The organism is Paralteromonas sediminis, from assembly GCF_003820355.1.
Classification (GTDB): domain Bacteria; phylum Pseudomonadota; class Gammaproteobacteria; order Enterobacterales; family Alteromonadaceae; genus Alteromonas_F; species Alteromonas_F sediminis.
The window spans coordinates 393,489-419,488 of the sequence record NZ_RPOK01000003.1; the positions used below are offsets into that span (position 1 = coordinate 393,489).

The 26,000-nt window shown below is 45.6% G+C and carries 22 protein-coding genes; 13 read left to right on the plus strand and 9 right to left on the minus strand.

What is annotated here, in order from left to right; all coding sequences use genetic code 11:
* Nucleotides 1-9: 9 nt before the first annotated feature.
* From accB to DRW07_RS10870, 4 genes are all read right to left on the minus strand, one after another.
* Complete coding sequence (gene accB, locus DRW07_RS10855; protein ID WP_124027935.1) at nt 10-477, minus strand: acetyl-CoA carboxylase biotin carboxyl carrier protein; 468 nt, start codon at nt 475-477, stop codon at nt 10-12.
* An 8-nt stretch (nt 478-485) separates the two neighbouring features.
* Nucleotides 486-932, minus strand: coding sequence for a type II 3-dehydroquinate dehydratase (aroQ, locus tag DRW07_RS10860; protein WP_124027936.1), 447 nt, complete (start codon nt 930-932; stop codon nt 486-488).
* A 178-nt stretch (nt 933-1,110) separates the two neighbouring features.
* Complete coding sequence (locus DRW07_RS10865) at nt 1,111-2,043, minus strand: hypothetical protein (RefSeq protein ID WP_124027937.1); 933 nt, start codon at nt 2,041-2,043, stop codon at nt 1,111-1,113.
* A gap of 12 nt (nt 2,044-2,055) precedes the next feature.
* Nucleotides 2,056-2,478, minus strand: coding sequence for a glycine-rich domain-containing protein (locus tag DRW07_RS10870; RefSeq protein ID WP_124027938.1), 423 nt, complete (start codon nt 2,476-2,478; stop codon nt 2,056-2,058).
* Between the two features lie 151 nt (nt 2,479-2,629).
* Between DRW07_RS10870 and DRW07_RS10875 the strand changes: the two genes are divergently transcribed.
* The gene (locus DRW07_RS10875; protein WP_124027939.1) at nt 2,630-5,437 is read left to right on the plus strand and encodes a M16 family metallopeptidase; all 2,808 of its coding nucleotides are present in this window, start codon (nt 2,630-2,632) and stop codon (nt 5,435-5,437) included.
* Between the two features lies 1 nt (nt 5,438).
* Here the strand turns inward: DRW07_RS10875 and DRW07_RS10880 are convergent, their stop codons facing one another.
* Entirely contained in the window at nt 5,439-7,241 is a 1,803-nt protein-coding gene (locus tag DRW07_RS10880) for a protein-disulfide reductase DsbD (RefSeq protein WP_124027940.1), read from the minus strand.
* A gap of 259 nt (nt 7,242-7,500) precedes the next feature.
* Here DRW07_RS10880 and DRW07_RS10885 point away from each other — a divergent pair, with 259 nt between their 5' ends.
* The 4 genes from DRW07_RS10885 to DRW07_RS10900 all read left to right on the plus strand — a co-directional run bounded on the left by DRW07_RS10885 (nt 7,501) and on the right by DRW07_RS10900 (nt 12,166).
* Nucleotides 7,501-7,983 carry an FxsA family protein gene (locus tag DRW07_RS10885; RefSeq protein WP_124027941.1) on the plus strand — a complete coding sequence of 161 codons (483 nt, stop codon included), beginning with the start codon at nt 7,501-7,503 and terminating at the stop codon, nt 7,981-7,983.
* A 133-nt stretch (nt 7,984-8,116) separates the two neighbouring features.
* Entirely contained in the window at nt 8,117-8,407 is a 291-nt protein-coding gene (locus DRW07_RS10890; RefSeq protein WP_124027942.1) for a co-chaperone GroES, read from the plus strand.
* 32 nt (nt 8,408-8,439) lie between these two features.
* Nucleotides 8,440-10,086, plus strand: a complete 1,647-nt coding sequence (gene groL, locus DRW07_RS10895; protein ID WP_124027943.1) for a chaperonin GroEL — start codon at nt 8,440-8,442, stop codon at nt 10,084-10,086.
* Between the two features lie 484 nt (nt 10,087-10,570).
* Nucleotides 10,571-12,166 (plus strand): response regulator, encoded by a 1,596-nt coding sequence (locus DRW07_RS10900; RefSeq protein ID WP_165870476.1) that lies wholly within the window; start codon nt 10,571-10,573, stop codon nt 12,164-12,166.
* Nucleotides 12,167-12,175: 9 nt separating this feature from the next.
* On the opposite strand, the gene DRW07_RS10905 is transcribed toward DRW07_RS10900, so the two are convergent.
* Together DRW07_RS10905 and pdxR are read right to left on the minus strand one after the other, a co-directional pair.
* Complete coding sequence (locus DRW07_RS10905; RefSeq protein WP_124027945.1) at nt 12,176-13,792, minus strand: methyl-accepting chemotaxis protein; 1,617 nt, start codon at nt 13,790-13,792, stop codon at nt 12,176-12,178.
* Between the two features lie 123 nt (nt 13,793-13,915).
* Nucleotides 13,916-15,343: a MocR-like pyridoxine biosynthesis transcription factor PdxR gene (pdxR, locus tag DRW07_RS10910; protein ID WP_124027946.1), complete on the minus strand. Its 1,428-nt coding sequence runs from the start codon at nt 15,341-15,343 to the stop codon at nt 13,916-13,918.
* A 106-nt stretch (nt 15,344-15,449) separates the two neighbouring features.
* Between pdxR and DRW07_RS10915 the strand changes: the two genes are divergently transcribed.
* From DRW07_RS10915 to speA, 3 genes are all read left to right on the plus strand, one after another.
* Entirely contained in the window at nt 15,450-16,097 is a 648-nt protein-coding gene (locus tag DRW07_RS10915; protein ID WP_124027947.1) for a pyridoxamine 5'-phosphate oxidase family protein, read from the plus strand.
* A gap of 170 nt (nt 16,098-16,267) precedes the next feature.
* Nucleotides 16,268-16,687 carry a hypothetical protein gene (locus DRW07_RS10920; RefSeq protein ID WP_124027948.1) on the plus strand — a complete coding sequence of 140 codons (420 nt, stop codon included), beginning with the start codon at nt 16,268-16,270 and terminating at the stop codon, nt 16,685-16,687.
* Between the two features lie 142 nt (nt 16,688-16,829).
* Entirely contained in the window at nt 16,830-18,755 is a 1,926-nt protein-coding gene (gene speA, locus DRW07_RS10925; protein WP_124027949.1) for a biosynthetic arginine decarboxylase, read from the plus strand.
* On the opposite strand, the gene DRW07_RS10930 is transcribed toward speA, so the two are convergent.
* Nucleotides 18,752-19,843, minus strand: coding sequence for a serine hydrolase domain-containing protein (locus DRW07_RS10930; protein ID WP_124028183.1), 1,092 nt, complete (start codon nt 19,841-19,843; stop codon nt 18,752-18,754). The two genes, speA and DRW07_RS10930, sit on opposite strands and share 4 nt — an antisense overlap.
* Nucleotides 19,844-20,024: 181 nt before the next feature.
* On the opposite strand from DRW07_RS10930, the gene DRW07_RS10935 reads away from it, so the two are divergent.
* Genes DRW07_RS10935 through DRW07_RS10945 form a run of 3 tightly spaced genes read left to right on the plus strand, consistent with a single transcriptional unit; the run spans nt 20,025 to nt 22,175 of the window.
* The gene (locus tag DRW07_RS10935) at nt 20,025-20,840 is read left to right on the plus strand and encodes a DNA-3-methyladenine glycosylase 2 (protein WP_124027950.1); all 816 of its coding nucleotides are present in this window, start codon (nt 20,025-20,027) and stop codon (nt 20,838-20,840) included.
* Nucleotides 20,837-21,301 (plus strand): methylated-DNA--[protein]-cysteine S-methyltransferase, encoded by a 465-nt coding sequence (locus DRW07_RS10940; protein ID WP_124027951.1) that lies wholly within the window; start codon nt 20,837-20,839, stop codon nt 21,299-21,301. Before DRW07_RS10935 ends, DRW07_RS10940 begins: the two co-directional genes overlap by 4 nt.
* 4 nt (nt 21,302-21,305) lie before the next feature.
* On the plus strand, nt 21,306-22,175 hold the full coding sequence (locus DRW07_RS10945) for a DMT family transporter (RefSeq protein ID WP_124027952.1): 870 nt from the start codon (nt 21,306-21,308) through the stop codon (nt 22,173-22,175).
* Here DRW07_RS10945 and DRW07_RS10950 read toward each other — a convergent pair.
* Nucleotides 22,172-23,635 (minus strand): sensor domain-containing diguanylate cyclase, encoded by a 1,464-nt coding sequence (locus DRW07_RS10950; RefSeq protein WP_240630579.1) that lies wholly within the window; start codon nt 23,633-23,635, stop codon nt 22,172-22,174. The two genes, DRW07_RS10945 and DRW07_RS10950, sit on opposite strands and share 4 nt — an antisense overlap.
* A 138-nt stretch (nt 23,636-23,773) precedes the next feature.
* Between DRW07_RS10950 and glmU the strand changes: the two genes are divergently transcribed.
* On the plus strand, nt 23,774-25,132 hold the full coding sequence (glmU, locus tag DRW07_RS10955; protein ID WP_124027954.1) for a bifunctional UDP-N-acetylglucosamine diphosphorylase/glucosamine-1-phosphate N-acetyltransferase GlmU: 1,359 nt from the start codon (nt 23,774-23,776) through the stop codon (nt 25,130-25,132).
* Nucleotides 25,133-25,222: 90 nt separating this feature from the next.
* Nucleotides 25,223-25,996: a DeoR/GlpR family DNA-binding transcription regulator gene (locus DRW07_RS10960; protein WP_124027955.1), complete on the plus strand. Its 774-nt coding sequence runs from the start codon at nt 25,223-25,225 to the stop codon at nt 25,994-25,996.
* The last annotated feature ends 4 nt before the right edge of the window (nt 25,997-26,000 follow it).

Consider the following 26,000-nt stretch of genomic DNA (forward strand, 5'->3'; position numbering starts at 1 on the left):
CGATGCCACTTATTCGATAACAAAGAGAGGCTGGTCAAACTCAACCGCATCTTGGTTATCTACCAGAATCGCTTTCACCACGCCCGCTTTGTCTGCTTCAATTTGGTTCATCATTTTCATAGCTTCGACAATGCAAAGGGTATCGCCCACATTGACTTTCTGGCCTACATCAACAAATGCTTTAGCAGTAGGCGAAGAGGCGCGATAGAAGGTGCCCACCATAGGCGATTTCACCACATGACCCGCTGGGATATCACTCGCTGCAGGCTCGTCAGTTGCAGCAGGTGCAACGGGCGCAGCCGGTGTGGGAACTGGCGCTGGAGCTGGTGCTGCGGCATAGTGCATCGGCATAGGCGCTGAGCCCGCAGGGGCACCCCGATTGATGCGAACCGACTCTTCACCTTCTGTAATTTCTAATTCTGAGATGCCAGATTCTTCGACAAGCTCAATGAGCTTTTTAATTTTACGTATGTCCATTTTCTGTCTTAGCCTTGTTGTAATTCATTGTGTTTTACAATTGCAGCAGTCAGCGCCAGCTCGTAGCCCAATGGGCCCAAACCTACAATGACACCCGCTGCAATATCGGAGAAGTAAGAATGATGGCGAAATGCCTCACGCTGATGCACATTACTGAGGTGTACCTCGTAAAACGGAATCTGAACCGCTAGCAGTGCATCACGTAGGGCAACGCTGGTGTGTGTGAATGCCGCTGGATTAAATATAATTGCATCAACTGTACCGGCAGCGTTGTGGATGGTATCAATAAGGACGTGCTCAGCATTTGACTGAACGTGCGACAAAGAAATACTCTGCTGCGCTGATAAGGTTTCCAGACGCGCAAGAATATCGTCTAGTGTCACTGAACCATATTTATCAGGCTCTCTGCTGCCCAACAAGTTCAGGTTAGGCCCATTAAGTATTAAAATATTCATAAACGTGCTGACAAAATCCGCGAAAAAACCACTTATTCGCTATTCCAACAAACATTCGCTGCAATTGCGAGCAAATTGATTAAAAAAAACACTTCTTAATCAAATTTCACATATTCTGTCAGGAAGTATAACGAAAAGCCGTAAGATCGCAGCAAAATACTGGTCTTATCAGCGAAGTTTACCCTCCACCACAGCCACCGCCACAACCACTTCCGCAACCTGCACTGCTGCCACCGTCACTGACCTCTATGGCGTCAGCCCAGCTGTTGTCGTCTGCCGTCCCAACAGTTACGTTCGTATTGCGATCCCAATTGGAAGAAGCACTGTCTAGCACAAAGGGATCTTCACCCTCGGCATACACGCCCTCTGTGTATAAGTAAAAAAGTGGCAAATAACTATACACTGCGTCATAGCGGTCTTTATGCGATTGATGTTGACTGCTCATTTCCCTATTGCGCTTTCGTTTCTGTGTATCAGACACCTCAATGCCTGAAGGAAAGTGCTCGGCTATCTGATCAGACAATCTGGTAACCAACTGTTCAAACTGGTTTTCTAACGCATCCAGCTGTTGTTGAATTTGTGCTTCTGTGCCCCATTGCTCAGCCATTAGCGCCTTAACCCGCTGTGAAAACACGTTATCCGATTCAGTATTTTGTTTGCCAAACGCTTTTACAAATCCATACATGGCAATACATACCGGTGTGTCATGATGTTTTGGTTTTCTGTCAATGCTCACGTTAAGCAGGTAATGCAGAGCTTGGTCTTCGCCGTCTATTACCAGTTGGATCTGATCCAGCTGTTTAAAATCGCCACTGTTAAAGCCCTCAACGAGGGTTGCATTGCTTTGCTCCAATGTGGTTTCTTGCGTAGCACAGTCAAATACCAAGACGTTATTTACAGAAATACTTGCCAGACGCGTAAAACCAGAACGGCGTAAAGCCACATTTAGGCGTTGAATAACGCTAAGCATCACATCCGCTTGCTTTTGCTGGGTAGGTGTCATTTCACCACTAAATAGTGATTTAATTTTATTAAAGACTTTAGACGGGCGCCTGAGTAGTTCGGTGTAGTTTTTAGTTAACCGAATATCGATACGTTTATACAGGTACATACAAGATTCCTTCTAGTCTTCGCAAGTGCCACAAGCTGCTACTTGCTCGAGTGCAGGCCAGAAAACCTGGTTCATTGGACCAAATGTTTGCTGGTAAAGTTCACGCGTCATCAGATACTGTCTTTGGTTATCGCCCTCATTGGCACTGGGCTGATGATGAATAAAGGTACCCAGAGTTGTTGAACAAAACACGGCATAGGTACGTGTAAATAAAATAAACTCATGCCAGCAATTATCGACGATTACTGAGGGTGTCAATACATGTTCATGCTTGGCACAAAGCCATAAGAATCTAACCACTTCTGTCAGTGCATGATGAACATTGTGCTGATTTATTGATTCAACGTTGGACACAATTTTTGCAGACAGCATAGGGTTTTCCTGCATCAGTATTTTCGCCCACGTTGCTGTTTGCTTGTTAATGGCTTTTTGCACCGTTGCACTCCTTGTCACGCTGTTTAAAAATATATCAACTCTTACGTCTGTGTCGAATGCGTTATGTAAGTAAAGGTTGCCGTCATGTAGCCACACTGTCTTAAGCTGTTTACAATCAATCCCCTGTAATTTATCCGCCAAAGGACTCTGGATGTTGTCTCACCGCGTTTTTAAATGCCTATTCTTCTCTATTGTTATTGGTGCTATCCCGACGCCTCTTCACGCCAACGAGGCATTGCCCACGTCCGAACACATACAAACTGGCACACTAGAAAACGGCATACGCTATTTCATCAAACAACACCAAAAACCCAGTAATCGCGCAGAATTACGCTTGATTGTTGATGTTGGCTCAACACCTGAAGAAGAAAGCCAACGCGGATTCGCTCACTTTGTGGAGCACATGGCTTTTAATGGTACCGAGGACTTTGCCAAGCAGGAAATTATTGACTACATGCAGTCCGTGGGTATGCGATTTGGTGCGCATTTAAATGCTTACACCAGCTTCAATGAAACTGTCTACAAACTAACGCTCCCCTCTCAGAACCACGCTGATTTGAAAAAGGGCATTCGCATACTTGAAAACTGGGCACACAAGGTGAGTTTTGAGCCTGAAGAAATAGACAAAGAGCGAGGTGTAGTGCTTGAAGAGTGGCGTCGTGGGCAGAGCGCCAACCAACGGATCCGAGACAAGCAAATACCGGTTATTTTTAACCAGTCCAGATATGCCGAGCGTTTACCCATAGGCACTTCGAATAATATTGAGAATGGCAGCCACGCCGATTTGATCCGCTTTTATAAGACATGGTACCGGCCAGAGCGCATGACAGTTGTGGCCGTTGGCGATTTTGATAGCCGCTATATCAAGGCACTAATCCATCAATATTTCGGGTTGATAGCAGCCAGCCCGGAGCCGGTCAGTCGCCCACATTATGCTATCACTGTGAATGAGTCGCCTTTAATCAGTATTGAAACGGACCCTGAACTTACCGCTATTCGCGCTTTGTTCAATATAAGAAAACCCGCATTGAGCAGAGCGACGAAAAATGATCTGAAAACCCGGTGGGTATACGGCTTAGTTACACAAATGATCAACGCACGGCTCACTCAGGCCACACAAGAAGGGCAATTACCTGTTATACGAGCCGGTACGTCTTACAACAGTTTGTTTGGTGGTATTGATCAATGGACTGCCTTTATGTTGCTTAAACCTGAAGACATTACCTCTGGTATATCTAAGACGCTTGATACTATTTATCAGGCAGCCAACCATGGCTTTACGCTTAGTGAGTTGGAAAGAAGCAAAACCAACATGTTAAAGGCGTTTGAACGCGCTGTATCAGAAGAAGACAAACTACCTTCAGCGAGTTATGCCAATCAAGTTGTTGCCCATGTATTGAACAATGCGCCGCTGCTCTCTCCGACACAAAACTACGCTATTGCCGCCAAGCAAATTCCGTCAATTAGCGTAGCAGACGTCAACCATGTAGTAACAGAGTGGCTTTCAGAGCGAGGCAAAGTTATTACCGTGTCAGCACCAGAGCGCAGCAAAGAGTCCTTGCCTTCGAAGGAAGCACTCACGACGCTCTGGCAAGCGGCAAAGACTAAGCAACAACAGGCCTATCAGGATGACATTCTGGAACAATCTATACTGGATGCGTTACCTAAGCCTGGCAGCATTGTGCGAAAAGAGTATAAGGAGTCACTGGATGCGCACTTATGGACACTGAGCAATGGTGCAAGGGTCTGGCTGAAGCAAACGCAGCACAAGAATGATGAAATTGTGATCTCTGCCAGAAGCTTTGGTGGCCAATCACTTGTTGATGACGACAAACTGTCACGCGTGTTTATGGCCACTAGCCTTGTGCAGCAAATGGGGTTTGGCAATTTTGGGCAGACCGAATTAACCAAGTTTAACGCAGGCAAGGCCTTCAGTTTGCGCCCGCGAATTTCATCCCACACCGAATCGGTATCAGGTTTTTCATCTGTGAACGACATAGAACATAGCTTACTTATGCTACATGCCGTATTTACCTCGCCCAGAAAAGACGAGAAAGCGTTTAATACCTTTATCTCCAGAGTAAAACCTTCTCTTGAGCAAAGAGTCAACGCGCCCCATTGGGCTTACAGCGAAGCCATTAGAAAAGCAAAATTCAAAACATCGCCCAGAAACTTTGCCTTAACGCCAGATCTTGTCACACAATTTGAATTGGAAGAAAACGTCGCACTTTACAAACAGCGCTTTGCCAATGCGGGCGACTTTGTGTTTGCCTTTGTCGGCAACCTGGACCTCGAAGCCATGGCGCCATTGATTGAACAATATATTGCCAGCCTGCCCTTTTCCGAAAAAAGAGAACAATGGCGAGAGACACCAGACCTGCGCGTATTGGGGGCACAAAACGTGTCGGTCAATAATGGCCAGGCCGAAAAAGCGACCGTCAATTTGGAGTGGTTTGGCAAAAGCGAATGGAGCCATGAGGAATCAGCGACATTTTATGCCATGTCAGATGTATTTAGTACATTGCTGCGCGAATCTTTGCGAGAAGAAAAAGGCGGTGTTTACGGGGTAAACGTCACACCCGGATTAAATAGAATCCCACAGGCAAATTATAGCATTAAGGTCTCATTTACCTGTGATCCACAACGGGTAGACGAACTGGTTAAGGAAGTACAGCGCATAGCGGCCCTGTTAGCCGAACAACCACCGCAGGATCACTACATAAACAACCACATAGAAACGCGACTGAAAAGCCGGGAAGCACAGCTAGAGAGTAATGCCTTCTGGGCTGGTCATTTGCACCAATTCACTACGCCAGATTACACACCTCAGACGCTGGCAATGTATCAGCAAATCACTCAATCGTTAACAGCGGAAAAGGTACATCAGGCAGCAAAGCGGTATTTTAACACAAACAATGTATTTACCGCTGTGATGCTGCCAGCGACAGAAGAAGACTAACTTACTGATTCAACGCCGCTTCAACGTGCTGAGCAAAGGGCTCGGCACGCATAAATCCGGTTATTCTAGACTGCGTTAATTCGTTGCCTTGTTCGTCAAAAAACAAAATAGTGGGGAGTCCAAAAATACTGAAGTGTTCTTGAAAAGCCAAACCCTCAGGTGTGTTGTGGGTGAGATCGATTTGCATCCACGCCGTATTGGACAAAGCAGCTAGAACAGCAGGGTCTGGAAACGTATATTTCTCAAACTCTTTACATGCCACACACCAGTCTGCATATAAGTCGACCATTACCGATTGTCCTTGCGCATTGGCTGCAGCAACTTTTTCTTTCAAATCAGCCAGATTCTTTACAATGATAAATTCAGGATGCCCCTTTTTGTTGAGCGTAGCTGCGCTGTCACCAGACGCTGCCACAGCTACCACCTGTGGCGGAAATATAACGCGGTACGCCAGCATGGCACTGCTAAATAAGCCTAGGAAGATAAGCAAAGTGCGCACGCCCTTCCAGAATGTGGTTGCACTATTCGCATTCATGACAAAGTAGTAGGTGAACATGCCCAACCCTAAGCCAGCATAGAGCAATAAACTGTATTCGCTAATCCACATACGCTCGATGAAGAAGATAGCCACTGCCAGCATCATAAAACCAAACGTCGCTTTCACTACGTTCATCCAGTTTCCAGCCTTGGGTAGTAGTTTGCCGCCGGTGATACCAAAGATAATAAGCGGTATACCCATACCAATACTGAGTACGTACAAGGCAAAGAAGCCCAGCACCATGTCACCGGATTGCGCGATATATAAAAGAATAGCGGTGAGTGGGGCTGTCGTGCATGGTGAGGCAATCAAGCCAGACAATATGCCCATCACAAACACACCGACCATATTGCCGCGTTTTTGATTGTTGCTCAGGTTGTTTAAACGCTCCTGCCAGGAAGACGGTAACTGCAACTCATAGGCACCGAACATAGCCAGCGCCAACAAGACAAAAACAATGATAAAAACTGACAACAAAATCGGATTCTGGAGCGCAGCCTGAAATTGCACCCCAGCAGACGCGACCACCAAACCAAGTAGCGAATACGTAATCGCCATCCCCTGTACGTACACAAAAGACAACGTGAAGGCTTTGCTGGTTTTAACTTCTTTGCCCTGACCTATCACAATACCGGAGAGGATGGGGTACATAGGAAAAACACAGGGCGTAAAACCAAGTAAGATACCCAAGCCTAAGAATGCGGCCAACGCAATCCACAGGCTTTCTTCGCCGGCCAGTTTATCTGCAAGATCAAACTGCTGCGACCGGGCGCCCGACGATGCACTCTCTGTCGAGTCGCCTGTCGATACTTCATTTAAGTAGATTTGCTTTATTGTAGGTGGATAGCACAGTCCCGCGTCTGCACAGCCTTGAAAACGAAAAGCCACCGTAGCGTCTTTTTTGGATTCTGTGATGGGATAAGTAATTTGCACGCCTTGATAAAAGACATCGGAAATACCAAAGAACTCATCTTCAATTTGCACGAAAGTATCGGGGTAAACAGGTTCGCCAAGGGTGGCTCCTTTTACGGTTACCCTGAATTGCTTTTTATACAGGTAGTAGCCGTCAGCAATATCAAACTTAACGGTAAGCTGGTCGCCCTTTTGCTCAAAATCAAACTTAAAGGCTTCATCAACCTGCAGAAACTGCGGCTCTTCGCTGAAGGGATCAGATAAACTATTACTGCCAATTTGCGCATAACTAAAAACCGAGAGGCTGCCCAAAAGCAACAACACAAATAATGAAAATACAGACTGCTTAACCACCTAAAAAACCTTTCTACTGCTGCAAAGATGTCGTTATTGACCTAGTTATACTTGAGAAACTTTCAAATGGCCTCAATTATTCTATGAAACGCCGAATAAAGAGGAAAAGATTAGAAGAGAAGTGTTTTACAAATTTGAGCTTCTGAGGCATGGATGCCGAAGCAGAGCCCACACGGACGTGTTTACGGCGTCTCAGATTTGTAAAACACTTCTCTTCTGAGCTTTTCCTCGTGAACCACACTGTTAACGAGACATTACCTTGCCTATTTTATTTTTATTATTTGCCATTATACCCGTTGCAGAAATTGCGTTACTTATTCATGTGGGAGGCGAAATTGGCGGCTGGAATACCATCGCATTAGTATTAATAACAGCTGCCGTGGGTGCATTTTTAGTCAAGCGCGAAGGTCTGGCCACTATGCAAGCTGCACAAAACAAACTGCAACAACAGCAAATGCCTGGCCAAGAATTGTTTGAAGGGGCCTGTTTGCTAGTGGCTGGGGTATTGTTAGTGACACCCGGCTTTATGACCGATGTGGTGGGCTTTTTATTGGTGATCCCCCCCACAAGAAAAGCGATTGCTAAAGCCGTTTCCAAGCGTTTATCTGGTCATATTGTGACTCAGCACAGTTATTCGCAATATCAGTCATATCGCCAAGATTCAAACGACGGTGATGTGTTTGAAGGGGAGTTTCGCAACCATGAAACGCCCACAATTGACGATAAAAACGAAAAAAACTAATTTTTTTCACTTTTTACCCTTGAGATTAGTACGGGAATACCCCATTTAACCTCGCAGAAATCAGAAACCGGTGTGCTGCATAGTGCAGCGCACCACACTTAATTAGACATTGGAATTTTCAGGAGATTTGAAAATGGCAATTCGTCCTTTACACGATCGAGTCATCATTAAGCGTGATGAGCAAGAAAGCAAATCAGCTGGTGGCATCGTACTGACTGGCTCAGCGGCTGAAAAATCAACCCGTGGTGAAGTCATTGCTGTTGGCAATGGCCGCGTTTTGGAAAACGGCGACGTTAAGCCTCTTGACGTTAAAGTTGGCGACACCGTTATTTTCAACGACGGCTACGGCGTAAAAACCGAAAAGCTGGACGGCGAAGAAGTGCTTATCTTAAGCGAAAGCGACATCCTAGCGATTGTTGAATAAGTCTAACCGTAACGAATTAGAGGAATACAAAAATGGCAGCTAAAGAAGTCCGTTTTGGTGATGACGCTCGCACAAAAATGCTTAAAGGCGTCAACGTACTAGCAAATGCAGTTAAAGTAACTTTGGGTCCTAAAGGCCGTAATGTTGTTCTGGATAAGTCTTTTGGCGCACCTACCATCACTAAAGATGGTGTGTCTGTGGCTAAAGAAATCGAGCTTGAAGACAAGTTTGAGAACATGGGCGCGCAAATGGTGAAAGAAGTAGCTTCTAAAGCCAATGACGAAGCCGGTGACGGAACAACAACAGCAACGGTATTAGCACAAGCTATCGTCACTGAAGGTTTGAAGTCTGTTGCAGCAGGCATGAACCCAATGGACCTTAAGCGTGGTATCGATAAAGCGGTTACCGCGGCAGTAGAAGAATTGAAAGCACTGTCTACGCCTTGCACTGACAACAAAGCGATTGCCCAAGTAGGTACTATTTCTGCTAACTCTGACAAAGAAGTGGGTGACATCATTGCTGAGGCAATGGAGCGTGTAGGCACTGAAGGTGTTATTACTGTAGAAGAAGGCCAAGCACTTCAAAACGAACTTGACGTTGTTGAAGGTATGGAATTTGATCGCGGTTACCTTTCGCCTTACTTCATCAACAATCAGGAAACAGGCACTGTTGAACTAGACAGCCCGTATATCCTTCTTGTTGACAAGAAAATCTCTAACATCCGTGAATTGCTTCCAACACTAGAAGCGGTTGCTAAGTCATCTAAGCCTCTTCTTATCATTGCCGAAGACGTTGAAGGTGAAGCGCTTGCAACATTGGTTGTTAACAACATGCGCGGAATCGTTAAAGTAGCAGCAGTGAAGGCGCCTGGTTTTGGTGACCGTCGTAAAGCTATGCTACAAGACATCGCTATTCTAACTGGCGGTACTGTGATTTCAGAAGAAATCGGCCTTGAGCTAGAAAAAGTTGAGCTTGAAGACCTAGGTACTGCTAAGCGTGTTGTCATCAACAAAGACGCCACTACGGTTGTTGACGGTGCGGGCGAAGAAGAAGCAATCCAAGGTCGTGTTGCTCAAATTCGCGCACAAATTGAAGAGTCTACCTCTGACTACGACAAAGAAAAACTTCAAGAGCGCATGGCTAAACTAGCTGGCGGTGTTGCAGTAATCAAAGTTGGTGCCGCGACCGAAGTTGAAATGAAAGAGAAGAAAGCACGTGTTGAAGATGCACTTCACGCGACACGCGCTGCGGTAGAAGAAGGCGTTGTTGCAGGTGGTGGTGTTGCGCTAGTTCGCGTTGCTGCCAAGATTACAGACCTTGCTGGTGACAACGAAGACCAGACTCACGGTGTTAAACTTGCACTTCGTGCAATGGAAGCGCCACTGCGTCAAATCGCGTCTAACGCAGGTGCCGAAGCCTCTGTTGTGACTAACAACGTGAAAGGCGGCGAAGGTAATTACGGCTACAACGCAGGTAACGACACTTACGGTGACATGCTGGAAATGGGTATTCTTGATCCAACTAAAGTAACCCGTAGTGCGCTACAGTTTGCATCTTCAATCGCAAGCTTGATGATCACGACTGAAGCTATGGTTGCTGAACTACCTAAAGAAGAAGCGCCTGCGATGCCTGACATGGGCGGCATGGGCGGTATGGGCGGTATGGGCGGCATGATGTAAGCCAACCTCCTATCTGGTCTTCTCGACTAGGTCTTATTCAAAAGCCCGAACATGTGTTCGGGCTTTTTTGTTGCACTAAGCACGCCTAGTCTCTTTCACTGGCCTATTTTAGATATTGGTGTACAGCATTGATCACCATAATAGTTATCACTGTAATTACACCGAAAGACTTGCTGGTTCATCACATTTCTTCTTTTAAACGTTATAACCTTTATTAATTGCTTCACTTTTATTCCTCTATCATGTTTTGGGATACTGCGTTCCCGATTCATGACCAGTATCATGAAAACGTAATCACAAATAAATCAGTTAAAATTAATCTTATTGATAGCTTTTATAAATTAGAATACACAATAGCTAAAATTTGCAGAAAGCGCATATCATTGTTAGATGGATAAATTTTTTGTGCTAATCAAGATTCATCTGGATCTTTACCTCACTCACCACTAAGTTTCTTAACAATGGGGTAAATAGGGTTAATGTCTTGAGCGAGAAATTGAAAGCCATTGTTGTTGAGAGCAACACCGATACTCGCGCCTTAGTTCGACGCCTTCTGATCGATCTAGAAGTCAATGACATCACCTGCTATGCAAATGGGTCTGCCCTTTTAAAACGTACTGACGTCGTCAATGCAGACATTATTATCATGGCGACGGAGCTTGAAAATAACTACGCAGGAATCGACCTCATTCGACATTTAGCGAGGCTAAAAAAACTCCATCAATGGGCTAAAGTTATTTTTATCGCTCATGAGCCAACACGTATTAGAACAGATTTCCCATTGCTCGGACAAAAATGTGACCTAATAGACAAGCGTTTTGCAGTAGAGCAACTTACTCGATCTATTCAAACATGCCGAGCGGTGTGTTTAGTTGGCAAGCGTACCTTTTCTCAACTCAATGAAGAGACGGACATCAAACTGGTCAAGTTGGTAAAAAATCTCCCCACGAGCATCAATATTAAGGACACTGCAGACAGTGTAAAGCTGTTACAAAGCAAGCTGTTAATGAAATTAAGAAGGCCGACGCTGATTTTTAATATAGTCGATAAGATTCATGATCCTACGTTAAGGCTCATGGCACAAATGCACTACTATTTCTATTTCGGTCAACACCTCCCTTTGCAACAAACCATAAAGACCGCAAAAAACCAAAAAACGCTGTTGTCGCAACAACGTTATTATTATCTTTTGCAATGCGTAATGGAGAAGCGCTATACGTCAGCCTATACGAATATCTGTGAATTAGACGAATCTTCACTGCATCCTCCTGAAGTGTTGCTCAAATCAACCCTTATCTTTCTTACAGAGGGGTTCACACCAGCGGTTAATTATTTACAAAAAAAGAAAATCGAATCACCTGAAAACCATTATTACCGAAGCTTAATCACTATAAACATACTGTTTCTATGCTTTATGCAGTTGCTGCACAAGCGAGATAAACACATTGAAGATAACGTTGTGCTCTCGTTGTTTCATGAAAGCTGTCAAGAGAAAAGCCTTTATGATCCGGGTAATGATTTTGACAGTTTCATACCGTATTTCTCACTTGCGATAGATGTGATCAGCAATAAGTATCAGGACAATCTCGCCGCAGCGCATGCGCAAGTGAACGACCTTGCTGAAATGACCATCAATATAGAACCATCAAAACGAATACTTTTGTTTATTATTTGTGTGCATGTAGGCGATGCTGATGCAGCCTTTAGTCATATGGCAGCATTGTGTGCCGTACTTGCGGATGTTGAGATTTCACCTGAAATGGCAGTGAATTACCTCGCCTATGACCTGTTCATTGAAAGCCATATAGGAAAAGAGGCTCGCGCAGGCATGCTAAGCAGATTAGGCAAACATATGCTAGAAAACCGATACCCAGCAATGGCGCTGCGTTTGTTTTATCGTGCATATCGAGCGACACCGCATTCGGCTGATAATGTCCTTAACCTGCTGTCTGCACTCATTGTCACAAAGCTCCCTTATTACATGGAAACCAGTATTGCTGAGTTGTTTGAGCTATTGGAGTGTGCGCCATTAGACAATAGCCAAAAGGCTCTCATAGAGGACTTAAAAAAGCGCCTTTAACTTCGTGTATTATGCCTTATACGCCGATAATTCCTCATTCATTGCCGTAGTTTCGGTTGATATCTGCTTACTGGCCTGTGTACCTTCTCTTGTTAAAGACGCCCCCTCATCTAACAGTCCTTCAAATCGTTTCACATTTTCCTGCATGACCGAAAAAGCCGAAATCTGCTCATTAACAGCAAGTTGCATCTCTTCTGATTGCGTAACAATCACATTGAAGTCACCGGTAATTTTGTCTAACGCTTCACCAGAAACCTTTGCTTGATCAACTGACGCTAACACGGCTTTTTCTGCTTGCTGCATAGCCTCAAACGCCGACTGAGTGCCCGACTGGATTTTCTCAATAATTTGATAAATTTCCTGAGTTGATGTGGCAGTACGACTGGCAAGTTGACGCACCTCATCTGCTACTACGGCAAAACCTCGGCCTTGCTCACCCGCCCTTGCGGCTTCAATAGCGGCATTGAGTGCCAAAAGGTTGGTTTGCTCAGCAATAGACTTTATCACTTCTATCACAGTGCCAATCTCATCGGAGCTACTTCTCAGTTCCTCGACGTTACCCGCAGCATTTTTTACGATTTGATTCACTTCCATTATAGATTCAACCGTTTGAATAACAGTTTCATTACCGCTAGTCGCGGTTTTTTCTGCTTGTCTTGTCACTTCGCTGGTCTTGCTCACACCATTAACCACCACTTTTGCTGAGTGACTGACGGCATCCAAGCTTGTTATAAACCGGTCGAGTTCAGCACGTTGGGCTAATGCCTGCGACTCGCTGTTCTGGCTTACTTGGTCAACTGTCTTTGCAATCATTTCAACATTAGCACCCTTCGCTTGAATGTTTGAAATTAACGCCTTAAGACTTAACATCATGCGGTCAAAACGACGACCAATATCACCAAACTCGTCCCCTTGTGGCAGGTTCATTTCCAATGAAAGATTACGATCTTTTTCAATTTGGGTAATTACTGTGCGTATTTTATTGACGCGCTGGTTAATGCCCGTTACCAGCCACCAAGCCAGCGCCACGGTTAGCGCCACAGCCACGGCCAAGAACCCGGCCATACCTTGCAAGCTGGATTGACTCAAGGCTTCGGCCTCTAACTTATCCTGCATTGCCAGCTCTTCTTGAAGCCCGTTTAACTGCGAGATAAGGCTTATTATAGGTTCAATGCCAGGATAAAGTTGAAGGTCGATAAAGCTACCCATGCTGTAACTGGACTGTTCCTGAATAAAACCTTGAAGTTTAGCTATCGTGGCATCTGCCTGCTCAAATGCGGCTTCATTTTCTGCCAGCAACGCCTGCTCTTGTGCACTTAACGGCCTTGCTTTGTAGGCAGACCAGGCGTCATTGATTTTTGCAACGGCATCATCGATCTGCGCTTGAGATTCATCCCAAAACAACATCTGCGCTTTTGTTTTATGTGCCAAGTCCACAACTTGTCGCGAGTAAATATCAGACAACCGCGAGAGTTGTGTTATCACCACTAAGCGATCTTCTGTAATGCTTTCCGTTTTTTCTGCAACATTGGTAAGGGCAAAGCCACCAATGGCAAAAACTACAAGACTTACAAAAAGAGGCACTGCCGCCAAGGCAATCAGTTTTGTGAGTACATTGAATTGCATACAGTTTTGTTATCCGAGACCAAGTTGCTGATACAACCAAATAGGCTCAATGATAACTCGACCATATGAAGATTCTGTGACAGGAACCTAGTTGTTCCTTAATTGGCTAAGTCGGGGCATTGATTAACATGACCGTGAGTTGCGCTCTATACAAATGCGCGTTGCCGCTAAAATACAAGCTATTCCCTGTTCGAGCGTGGAAACGTCAGGCTGTGAAAACCCGACTAAAAATCCATATTGTTTATCATCGCTTATATAATGACTGGACAGGGTGGTCAGAGAAAACCCTTGGTACTTTGCCTCTGCGGCTATAGCGGACTCTAAATACCAATAACGCCTTTTTAGTCTTAGACACAGGTGCATGCCGCCAAACACTGACTCCCACCGATAGAAAGGCGCCAAGGGCTTCAGCAAAGACAAAAGCGCATTCCGTTTACTGAGATAGTGCCGACGCATTTTTCGTAGATGCGACGTAAATGCGCCCGACTCCATGAATTCTGCTAAGACAGGCTGCACCGCCGAACTACAGGATAACCCCAACACTTTTTGACTGGCTTTAACCTGTTCAGACAGGTTCTTTGGCGCAACAATAAAGCCCAAACGCAGACCGCGAAACATAACTTTAGAAAAACTACCCACGAAGAACAGACTTGATGATGTATCTTGTTGCATTAAAGGCACATTAACGCGTCCCTGATAGACAAATTCATTGTCGTAGTCATCTTCAATACACCAAAAAGGTTGTCCCTCTTTTTTACATTTACTGAGAAAGCCCAACCAAGCCTGTCGCCGCTCGGAACTCATGCTTATCCCTGTTGGATATTGGCGGCAGGGTGTCAGTATCGCTAGATTCCGCCCCTTATGGATTTGCTCGGGTAATACAGCGCCCTGACCATCCAGCTTAAGTATTGACGTGGGACTCTGCAAAAACTGCATTAGTGAAGGAATTTGGGGATAACTTGTTTGCTCCAAAAAAACCTGGTGTACGCAGTCTGACAGCAACGCATGATGCAAAATAGACAATGCATCCCGATTACCAGCGGTAATAGTGATTTGGGATGCTTGGCAATGTAACCCTCTTAATTGCATTAAATAACGGCATATTTGGTCTTTTAATGCTGGAATACCGTCACTGTAGACACCTTCCATAACGCCCTGTTCTGGCTTTATCCAAGCCCGCCTCATGCATTTACTCCAAACTTTGTGCGGGAAAACGCGCGTATCCGCACCCGAGTCGAGCACCACATTGGCCGAAATGGCTGGCTGTATCGCACTGGCTGATTCAACTTTACAAGCCGACAACGTAGGCTGATGTTTCGCCACAAAAACACCGCGCTTAGGTTGGCTGATAAGTACGCCTTCTGCGATCAGGTTATCTAGTGCTTTTAACACACTGGTGCGCGAAATATTCAGTACTTCAGCTAATTCTCGAGATGACGGTAATTTTTGCTCCGAGGTTAAACGACCATCTTGGATCAATGACTCTATTTGATTTTGCAGCTGTTGATACTTGGGAGTCTGCGCTGCTTGATCAATAACAACACTCAACAAGGTGGAAGGTGGAATCTGGCATCTATATTTTTCTTATTTCTGGATATTTTTAAAGGAACCAACAAAGACTAGCATACACCGAACAACCCAAATATGTGAGAAGCACATGGCCAATAAACCTAGAACAGACGTACAACGCGGCCGCAGGCGCGCTGCGCGTGATAGACAACTTGCCCATCAGATTATTGATGACAGCTTGTTATGCCACGTTGCTCAAATCCGTAATGACCACCCTATAGTAACGCCTACATGCCACTGGCGTGATGAAAACAAGCTATATTGGCATGGCCATGCGAGGGCGTTCAATGTCATAGGGAGCAAGCATGACGATGTGTGCATTAACATTAGCCAGTTAGACGGCTTAGTGTTAGCAAAAAGTGCTTTTCACCACTCGGTTAATTATCGCTCTGTCACACTGTTCGGTCAGCCTTCGCTAGTAACATGTGAAGTGGAGAAGTCTCATCAATTGAAAAACTTTGTAGAAAAAGTCAGCCCTGGTAGATGGTCTCAGCTTCGGCCTATTACCGAAAAGGAACTCATGGTAACCGCTGTGGCATGGATCCCTATCGATGAATTTTCAATTAAACATAGAGCTGAAGGTGCCAACGATGACGCCAGTGATTTAGATTGGCCTGTCTGGTCCGGTGTTATGCCCATCCAAAAGCACTTGAATATTGCTGAAATAACCGAGGTAAGCGCATATCCATTACCAACTCTGCCCCATCTCTTCCAGCACAAAGTTTATGGCATCTGATCACAGGTACAGCTTCTATTCGGTTATTAAAAGCCAAAAGCAAGCTTTTCATCGCATATTCAACAGGCTATTCTTTTTTTAAGCATTCTTTGTGTTAGTCTGCGCCGCTTATTTTTTGAGCAGAGTAGCCACATTCAGGTAGCTTACCCTAAAAGGAGTAGCAGCAGGCGATGTCAGCGGGTTTTTACAGTATAGAAAAAGTCGACAACCTTATCCTGTTACGAACGTCAGGAGAGTGGAGTCTTGCTTTGGATATCGCGTATCTGGGAGATGTCAGTCAAACCTTCAAAGCAGCACGTGGCAAACCGTTTAATGTATTTGTGGATATGCGTGGGCTAAAAATAAGCCAGGATGTAAAAGACACGCCCCTGAAAAAAGACTTAGTGCTGGACAGACGCAGTCAACGCGCTGAATACTGGTTGGCCGATAATCTATCAGAATCTGAATATCTGCTCCCTTATTTCGAACATGTGTCTTTCCCTTTGCATCGTCTCACAGACAAAGCACAGGCGTGGGATATTATTCGCCATAAGCTCTGTGATGAGCGACACTGGGAAAAAGTAAGCGCCTGGCTGGACGCTAACGACTAATATCGATTATGGCTGGACTGAATACTTTCCACCGCATATTACTCGGCAAAAAAACCGCAACCCGCTATCATTGAGTATTTCAATGCTAACGCATATCACACTATAATCGCCGCAATTTCAATTTGGAGACAACGCATTGAGCATGCAGCCAAATATTACTTCCTGGTCTATTGAAGAAGCCGAAAAAACCTATGGCGTATCGCGATGGGGTGGTGGCTATTTTCGCATTGGTGACAACGGTAATGTAAAAGTCACGCCTGACCCCAATGACCCTTCTATTCAAATCGACTTTAAATCGGTCATAAACGACATTAAAGAAGAAGGTATTCAGTTGCCTGTTGTCGTGCGTTTTCACGATGTGTTGCGCGCACAAGTTGAAAATTTAAATAAGCTGTTTAACCAAATAATTGAAGAAGCGGGCTATCAGGGCAGCTACAACGGGGTTTACCCCATTAAAGTCAACCAAATGCGAGAAGTAGTTGAAGAAATTGTTGATGCTGGCACACCCTATGGGTATGGGCTGGAAGCGGGGTCAAAAGCAGAGTTGCTGGCCGCACTGGCTATGAACACCAATGAAGATTCGCTGACCATTCTCAATGGATACAAAGACGAAGAATTTATGCGTCTTGCACTATTGGGCAGAATGCTGGGCCGTCGCATGGTTGTGGTGGTCGAGAAGTACTCTGAGTTGCTCTTGTTAATCAAAGCCTCAAAACAGTTGGGTATAGAGCCTATTATTGGTGTACGAGCCAAAATGACGGTGAAAGGTCGTGGCAAATGGGAAGGCTCTGCGGGTGAAAGAGCGAAATTTGGCTTAACCATCGCGGAAATTATTAAGACAGCCCGACACCTCGAACAAGAGGGCATGAGTCATTGCCTTAAATTATTGCATTTTCACATTGGCAGTCAGCTTACTGACATCAGAGCGATTAAAGAAGCTATCACCGAAGGTGCAAGAATTTATGCTGACCTGCATAAAATGGGGTTTGAGCTGGACTATGTTGATGTTGGTGGTGGCCTGGGTATTGATTACGACGGCTCCAATTCAACTAACGACTCTTCGCGCAACTACACCATGCACGAATATATCGCAGATATCGTGTATGGCATGAAAGAAGTGTGCGATATGGAAAAAGTACCTCATCCCACACTCGTCAGCGAAAGCGGACGTGCCATCACCGCACACCACAGTTGTGTGATTATGGAAATTGTCGGCGAAATCCGTTCAAACAGCGCTGAGCTTGATACATCTGTGGTTGATGGTGAGCACTTCTTCACTAAAAACATGCGAGAAATGCTGGAAAATTTCGACGGCGCCCCAAACAAGCAAGAGCTTTACAACGATGCCTCACAGTACAAGGAACAAGCTTTAGATGCCTTTAAATTGCGGGTGCTTAACCTTGAAGAGCTTGGAAAAATTGAAACCTTGTACTGGCAGATCATGGTGAAGCTTAAAGCGTTTTACGCCGACGTGGACTTCGTGCCAGAAGACCTTCTGGAGTTAGATTATCGCCTGTCATCGCAGTATTTGTGCAATTTCTCTGTATTTCAATCTGCGGCTGATACTTGGGCCATTGACCAGTTGCTACCCGTGGTGCCACTAATGCGAATGGATGAACCGCCCACTGTAAATTGCTCTTTAGTGGATATCACATGCGATAGTGATGGCAAAATTGATAAATTCGCCGTTGGCAGAGAGATCACTAACGTACTCCCTATGCATCCGTTAAAGAAAGGTGAGCACTATTATGCCGGCCTATTTTTAACTGGCGCCTACCAGGATGTCATGGGTGATATGCACAATCTATTTGGTCGGCTAAACGAAGTGCATATTTTTAGTTACGATGATGATCCAGAGGACTTCTATATAGAAGAAGTGGTGAAAGGCTCGTCGGTTGAAGATGTGCTTCACATCATGCAATACAACCCCAAAGCCATGGCAACAGACGTAAAGCGCCTCATCGATAAACAAATATCTGCGGGTAAAATTAAACCTCGGGAAGGCGTGAAATGGACAGATTTTTACGAAAACTGCCTCAGCGGCTATACCTACCTAAAGACGGATTAATCCTCAGCAGGCAAGTTGTCGAAATAGCGTTTCCAAAATTCTGCTGTCGCCGAATTGATCATATTTGATTCGGCGTTCATCAGCATGGCAAAGCCCACGCCATGTTCTTGCGAGAAGGCGACGTCTGCCCGATAGCCGCGGACCCAGCCTCCATGATAATTGAGCGTGTGCCCGTTAAAATCATAAATGCGCCAGCCCAATCCGTAGTGTGCGCTTTTGATGTGCGGTCGCCATCCTCTGCGATATTTTTCTCGGGTTGTCGTGACCCTAGGTGTAGTGATCAAATTAACTATGTCAGTGGACACCACATTTGGCACTTCACCTAGTAGTGCTTGTAAATAACTCGTCATGTCATTAATGCTGGCATTGACACCTGCGGCAGGCGCAAATCGGTAGTAGTTGCTGTCTACCTGAACCTCCCGCCACCTGCTTCGAGTTACAGCTGCATGTGGTCTTGCCCAGCTTTTTGATGATTGAAGACCTGCTTTCCCCACACTCGCGGTATCCATTGCCAATGGTGCAAACACCAGTTCGTGCATTTCTCTGTGGTAAGACGTATCTTCGTAAAAAAAGTAATCTGAAATAACCCCGAATAAGGCATTCTGATAGGTATAGCAAACCCCAGGGTCGCACAGCAGATCGAGATCAGCCATATCATCCAGCACGCGCTTTAACGTGTAATCGGCTTCTATCAAATTGTCGTACGCATTGGGCATAAAGCCGCTTGACTGCCCTACAATATCCGCTAGCGTCATGTTGGCAAACTTGCTCTTCGACCAATCCTGATCCTTCAGCATATCGCTAACGGGGGTTTCCCAGGAAAGACTGTGCCCGGTTGTCCATTTCGCCATCAACACACCCGTAAAGGTTTTTGATACTGAGGCTAACCTGAACACCGTATCAGGACTGACACGCTTACCCCCTCTGTGTGTTCTACCGTAAGTGACAACAATAGGCGACTGACCTTTTTGATAAAAAACCAGCGCATAGCCAGGGATGTTATATCTTCTGGCCTGTTCTGACACATAGCGTTCATAGTTTTTGAACCAGCTCGGAATGGCGCTGGTCTGGGCAGTAGCGCCCCCCATGAAAACCGCCGAAGCAATGACAAACAGAAAGAGTGTGGTAAAACGAGAAAACAAAAAGGCAGCCTGTGTTGTTCAGTCAGCCCGTATTATGTGCGTGGTACAGAGCAGGTGCAACTATAGTAATTTTTTAGTGTTATCATCAACACAGTGGCATCACACATAATTGGCGCTATAGACCCCTATGACAACAAGCTTTTTATCTTATCGGCCACCCTACCAGTGGGCGCCGCTGCGCGAGTTTATTGCCAGCAGATGTATCCCTGGTATTGAATCTGTTACCAATGATAGTTATCAGATCACTCTCAATTGTGAGGGGCTACCCGCTAACGTTACCGCAACACATCAGGCTGACAAAAACGGGTTCGCGATTAATGTTGACGTTGAGTCACCCCATTTTATTAACCCCATACTGGACACGTTAACGCGGGTTCTCGATTGCAACGCCGACTGGTTTCAAATAGAAGAAGGGTTAAACAACGCAGGGTTAAAAGTGACGGCGAACACGCGCGGAATACGGTTGCCCGGTGTATGGACACCCTTTGAAGCAGGTTGCCGGGCCATTTTCGGGCAACAGGTCAGTGTAAGTGCGGCCATTAACAGAACTAAATTGCTGGTCGACCTAGTAAGACAACAAAAGCCACTTATTGGCTTCCCCACTCCTTATGATATTACCGAAGAGGTTGTCGATAAGATTGGAATGCCTGCAATGCGCAAACGCACTTTATTACACTTTGCTGAAGCTATGCGTAACCCTAATATCGAAGCACAAGTGTGCGCAGGTGACCTTTCTGCTTTATTGGCAATTAAAGGTATAGGTCCGTGGACATGCCAGTATATTGCACTTCGTGGGCTAGGCGATCCGGATGTGTGGTTAGAAAAAGATCTAGCCATTCTACGTCAGTGCGAGCGATACCCCATTAATGCTGATGCCGCCAAACCTTGGCGAAGCTATTTAACACTCACACTATGGCATGACTATATGGAGCGTGAACAATGAATGCCACCTTTACCGATTGCTATACATCTCCCCTTGGGCTTGTACAGGTCAGTGCCTCTTGCGATGCCATTACCGCCGTCACCTTTGTTGACCACCCTCCATCAAAGGTAAACGCAAATGCGCTGACGACACTGGCCATTGACCAATTATCTGAGTATTTTACAGGCCACCGACACGCGTTTACTCTGCCACTGGAAGCAGCTGGCACACCCTTTCAGAAGCAAGTATGGCAGGCGTTGTTGTCGATAGAGTACGGTAGCCTTGCTAGCTATAGCGACATAGCAACAGAGATAGGGAATCCCAAGGCTGTGCGTGCTGTAGGCGCGGCCAATGGCAAAAATCCGATAGCCATTGTCGTTCCCTGCCACCGCGTTATTGGAAAAAATGGCACCTTAACAGGGTACGCTGGGGGAATAGACAAAAAGCAACAGCTATTGGCGCTGGAACAAAGAAGAACATAAGGTTATGCAGGCTATACAAATATTGGCGTTATTCTCACTGGCCGCTATATGGGGTGCCTCGTTTATGTTTATGCGCATAGCGGCGCCAGAGTTTGGTATCTATACCTTAGTGCTGATACGTACAGTATTGGCCGCGTTGGTATTATTTCCGTTTGTTATCTACGCCAAAACTACACGAGCCATCATCGCACACTGGCGCAGTGTGGCCGTAATTGGCCTGGTTAACACGGCGATCCCCTTTGTCTTATTCAATTACAGCAGCCTGCATCTGGAAGCTGGGGTAAACGCGATTTTGAATGCGACCGCCCCCATGTTTGCTGCGATAGTGGCTTGGGTATGGCTAAGAGACAAATTACCAATCTTAGGCATACTTGGGCTTCTTATTGGATTTGCTGGCGTTATCACGCTTAGTCTTCAACAAACCCAATTAGACACGGTGACTTTATTGCCCGTACTTACCGCTTTGGGTGCCACCACGTGCTACGGCATTTCAGCCTGCTACATCAAGAAGTCATTAACTGATATCAACCCTATTGCATTGGCAGCGGGGAGCCAATTTGCAGCCAGTGTATTTCTGTTCCCTGCCGCCCTGACTGACTGGCCAGACACTATGCCCAGTTCGGCTGCGTGGGGCAGTGCTATAACGCTTGCAGTATTTGGTACCGGGATAGCGTATCTTCTGTATTTCTATTTAATTGGCAAAGCCGGTCCGGCTAAAGCGATTACCGTTGGCTACCTGGTTCCCCTATTTGGAATAGCATGGGGCGTTGCGCTTTTGAACGAACGGCTGTCGCTTCAAACCTTAGCTGGGGGTGGCTTAATTTTGCTAGGCGTTATGCTAACAACCGGGTTCATCGGACCTAAAAAAAACTAGTCAATAAGCTGAACACACACCTTGTTTCTTCCGTCTCGGCGAGCCTGATATAAGGCATCTTCTGCATGCGCCGTCACCTCTAAAATCGGTCTTGTAGTGCCAGAATATGACACGCCAAACGATGCGGTTAACGTGAGATCGGGATAGTGTTTAGAAACTGGCAAGGTTGCGATGCCATGCCTGAAGTTATTGGCCATTTTGGTGGCCTCTGTAGGGCCAATCTTAGGTAACAAAATAATAAAGACGTCACTACTCCAACGCCCCATTAACTGATCATCAATCAACTGCTCTTTTAAGTACCGAGACACTTTTAACAGGACTTCATCACCGGCGCTGCGTCCATAGGTATCATTGATTTTGGCGAAGTGATCAATATCAACCAGAATAATGCTCATACTGTCAACACTGCCGCTTAACCGATTATATGCGGCAATGGTTTGTCGCTTGTCCAGCATTTGATTTACGGCATTCACAACTATGGTTTGCTTCACCCCTTTTCTGTAGTAGTAAAGCAAGTTGTAGATCATAATAAACAGGGCAAACACGGTAATTAGTAAGGTAACAACACTAAAGATGAAACCGTTTGATATTTCTGTTTGGCGTTGGTCAAGAGGACTAATGAGGTATACCGTCCAGTCAAACTGCTCCAGCTCAACTTCCGCAACCAGATGATCTTTGTTATTAATGGTGACCAATTGATTGTTGAGTGATTCCTGTGACTGAATGTCTTCGGGCAGGGCCTGAAACCACGCGAGATCAGCGAGTGAGTGAAATGCCGAAGAATCAGCCATTAGATTGGGATCGGAAGACAACATAATTTTGCCTTCAGGGTCGACAAATAGAAAGTCATAGCCATAACTTGCTTTATATTTTTCAAAAATTTCAATAAAGCTGGCCAGGCTTTTCCCAATGCCAAAAAAGCCCAAGAAGCGACCGTTGTCGTTGTACATTTTCAGGTCTATGTAAAAGTGAGGATCTTCCCATTTACCAATGTCTGCCACTTCGTCGTCATCGATTTCTTTGTATTTAAAATACCAGCTGACTTCACCCTCAATCAGCTCAAGGGAAGTACCATCTGAGTTGTATTGCATGCGGTTGTTTTCGTTAGCCACAAAGAAGGTCATACCAAACTCTTCTTGCATGCGCCCGAGTACGCCAAAAACCTGCGCTTCGTCAATCTCATCAGCATTCATGATGTCTATCAATTCGCGGGATTTGCCGAGGGCTTCGGAGATGTGCAGTGGCTTGAGGAGTTGTTCCACGATCAGCGCGATAGCAGGTGACATCGAACTTTGTTGAGCACGCGCTTGCTCTGCGACCATTTTGGAAATACTGAAGTGAACCAAAGTGACTATGGCAATAATGACCACAGCAAACAACACTAATACGCTGCGGTGCAGTGTTCTGAACGCACTCAAACTAAACTCATCCTGAGAAGTGAAAATCTTTCCGAAGATCATACACGAGAAGTCGCTCGGATGTGAACAAAGTTTGGGCGGTGTTCGCAATGATAGAATTGATTCAGTAACTGACAACGCCGCATGCAATAGGTACACTTTCATCCTAAATAGCCCAACGTTTTTTATCAAAGAGTAGCGATTATGTTTTCAGTGGTAATTCTGGCCGCAGGTAAAGGCACACGGATGAAGTCTTCATTACCCAAGGTATTGCACCCTATAGGAGGGGTTCCTATGGTGCAACGCATTATCAATACTGTCTCCAGTCTGTCGCCAAGATCGGTACATCTGGTTTATGGACACGGCGCAGAACAGCTCAAAGCAACGATTTCTGGAGACAATATCAATTGGTGTTTACAAGCAGAGCAACTGGGAACAGGGCATGCTGTCATGCAGGCTCAAAATGACCTTCAGGATGGAGAAGATGTGCTGGTTTTGGTGGGCGATGCCCCACTAATTCAAGCAACCACTCTACAACGATTACGCGACGTTAAACAAACTGCAGATATTGCACTATTGACGGTTAACTTAGCCGATCCCACCGGCATGGGTAGAATTATCAGAGACGGTGAGAACATCACAGGCATTGTTGAGCACAAAGATGCCACAGAACAAGAGCGTGCTATCACTGAAATAAATACCGGCATGATGATGATGAATGCCGGTGACCTCAAACGTTGGCTGGGTGCACTTTCAAATGATAATGCGCAAGGTGAATACTATTTAACAGATGTTATCTCCATGGCTGCCAACGAGGGAAAACGTATACAAAGCGCACAGCCCGATACGGCTGTTGAAGTAGAAGGCGTGAATAATCGCGTGCAACTCTCCCGCCTTGAATGTGCCTTACAGCAGCGTGAAGCTGAGCGCTTGATGATGGAAGGCGTAACCCTGGCCGATCCGCACAGATTCTATTTAAGAGGCGAGCTTAAAACAGGGATCGATGTGACGCTCGACGTTAACGTTGTTGTAGAAGGGAAGGTAGCCTTAGGCGACAATGTCTATGTGGGTCCGAACTGTATTTTGCGCAACTGCGCCATAAAAGCGGGCTCCAGAATTGAAGCTAATAGCATTGTGGAGGACGCCTCAGTCGCGAAAAACTGCTCGGTAGGCCCTTTCGCCCGATTGCGTCCTGGCGCCGTGCTTAAAGATGGGGCCAAAGTCGGTAACTTTGTAGAAATGAAAAAAGCAGTACTTGGTGAAGGCGCAAAAGCCAACCATTTTACCTATTTAGGCGATGCAGAAGTGGGCGCCAGAACTAATATTGGGGCAGGCACGATCACCTGCAATTATGATGGCGTAAACAAATCAAAAACCATAATTGGTGAAGATGTGTTTATTGGATCTAACAGTTCTCTGGTTGCACCCGTTGAAATTGGTAAAGGTGCCACTGTCGGAGCAGGCTCCACCATTAATAAGAATGTGCCAGAAGAAGATCTTGCTGTTGCAAGGGCCAAACAGCGAAACATTCAGGGCTGGATAAAACCCAAAAAGAACTAGGCGAATACTTTCGCATCGAAAACAATACTTGCAAATCGTAACATAGACGCTATATTTGATTTCGAACTGAAATTTAATAGCGTCTTTTTTGTGCAAAAACGCAATACACAGCAACGTCGTCGCGCCATCATAGAGCAACTACACCAACAAGGTGAGGTAGCAGTCGATGCGCTGTCTAAAGCATTTGAAACGTCAGAAGTCACTATTCGCAAGGATTTAGCCGAACTTGAGAATAGCGGCCTTTTACTGAGGAAGTATGGCGGTGCAGTGCCCTTACCTACTTCAGCTTCTGAACTATCAACTGAAAAACTTTCACTTCGTAAGCAAAGCATCGCACGTGCTGCGGCGTCATTGATCCGCGACCATAACCGCATTGTTATAGACAGCGGAAGCACCACAGCCGCCCTATTGCCCGAGCTTAACAATAAGCTTGGTTTATTGGTGATGACCAATTCCTTGCACGTGGCCAATACACTAATAGAAAGAGAAAATGAACCTACCGTGCTATTAACAGGCGGCACCTGGGACGCGCAGTCGCATTCCTTCCAGGGCCAGATGGCGGAGCAGATGCTCAAGGCTTATAACTTTGACCAAGCCTTTTTAGGTGCAGCCGGGTTAGATATTAACCGCGGAACAACTACATTTAATGAATTAACCAACCTTTGCCGGGCTATGGCGAAGGTGTCAAATCAAGTCATTGTCATGGCTGAATCTGAGAAATTGGAACGAAAAATTCCCAATGTCGAACTGCCATGGTCAGACATTGACGTACTTGTAACCGACCAAAATATCGATGAGTCGGCCAAACAAGCATTAATAAAACAAGGCGTTGACGTTATCTGCGCCCCCAACAAGGTTGATTAGGAGA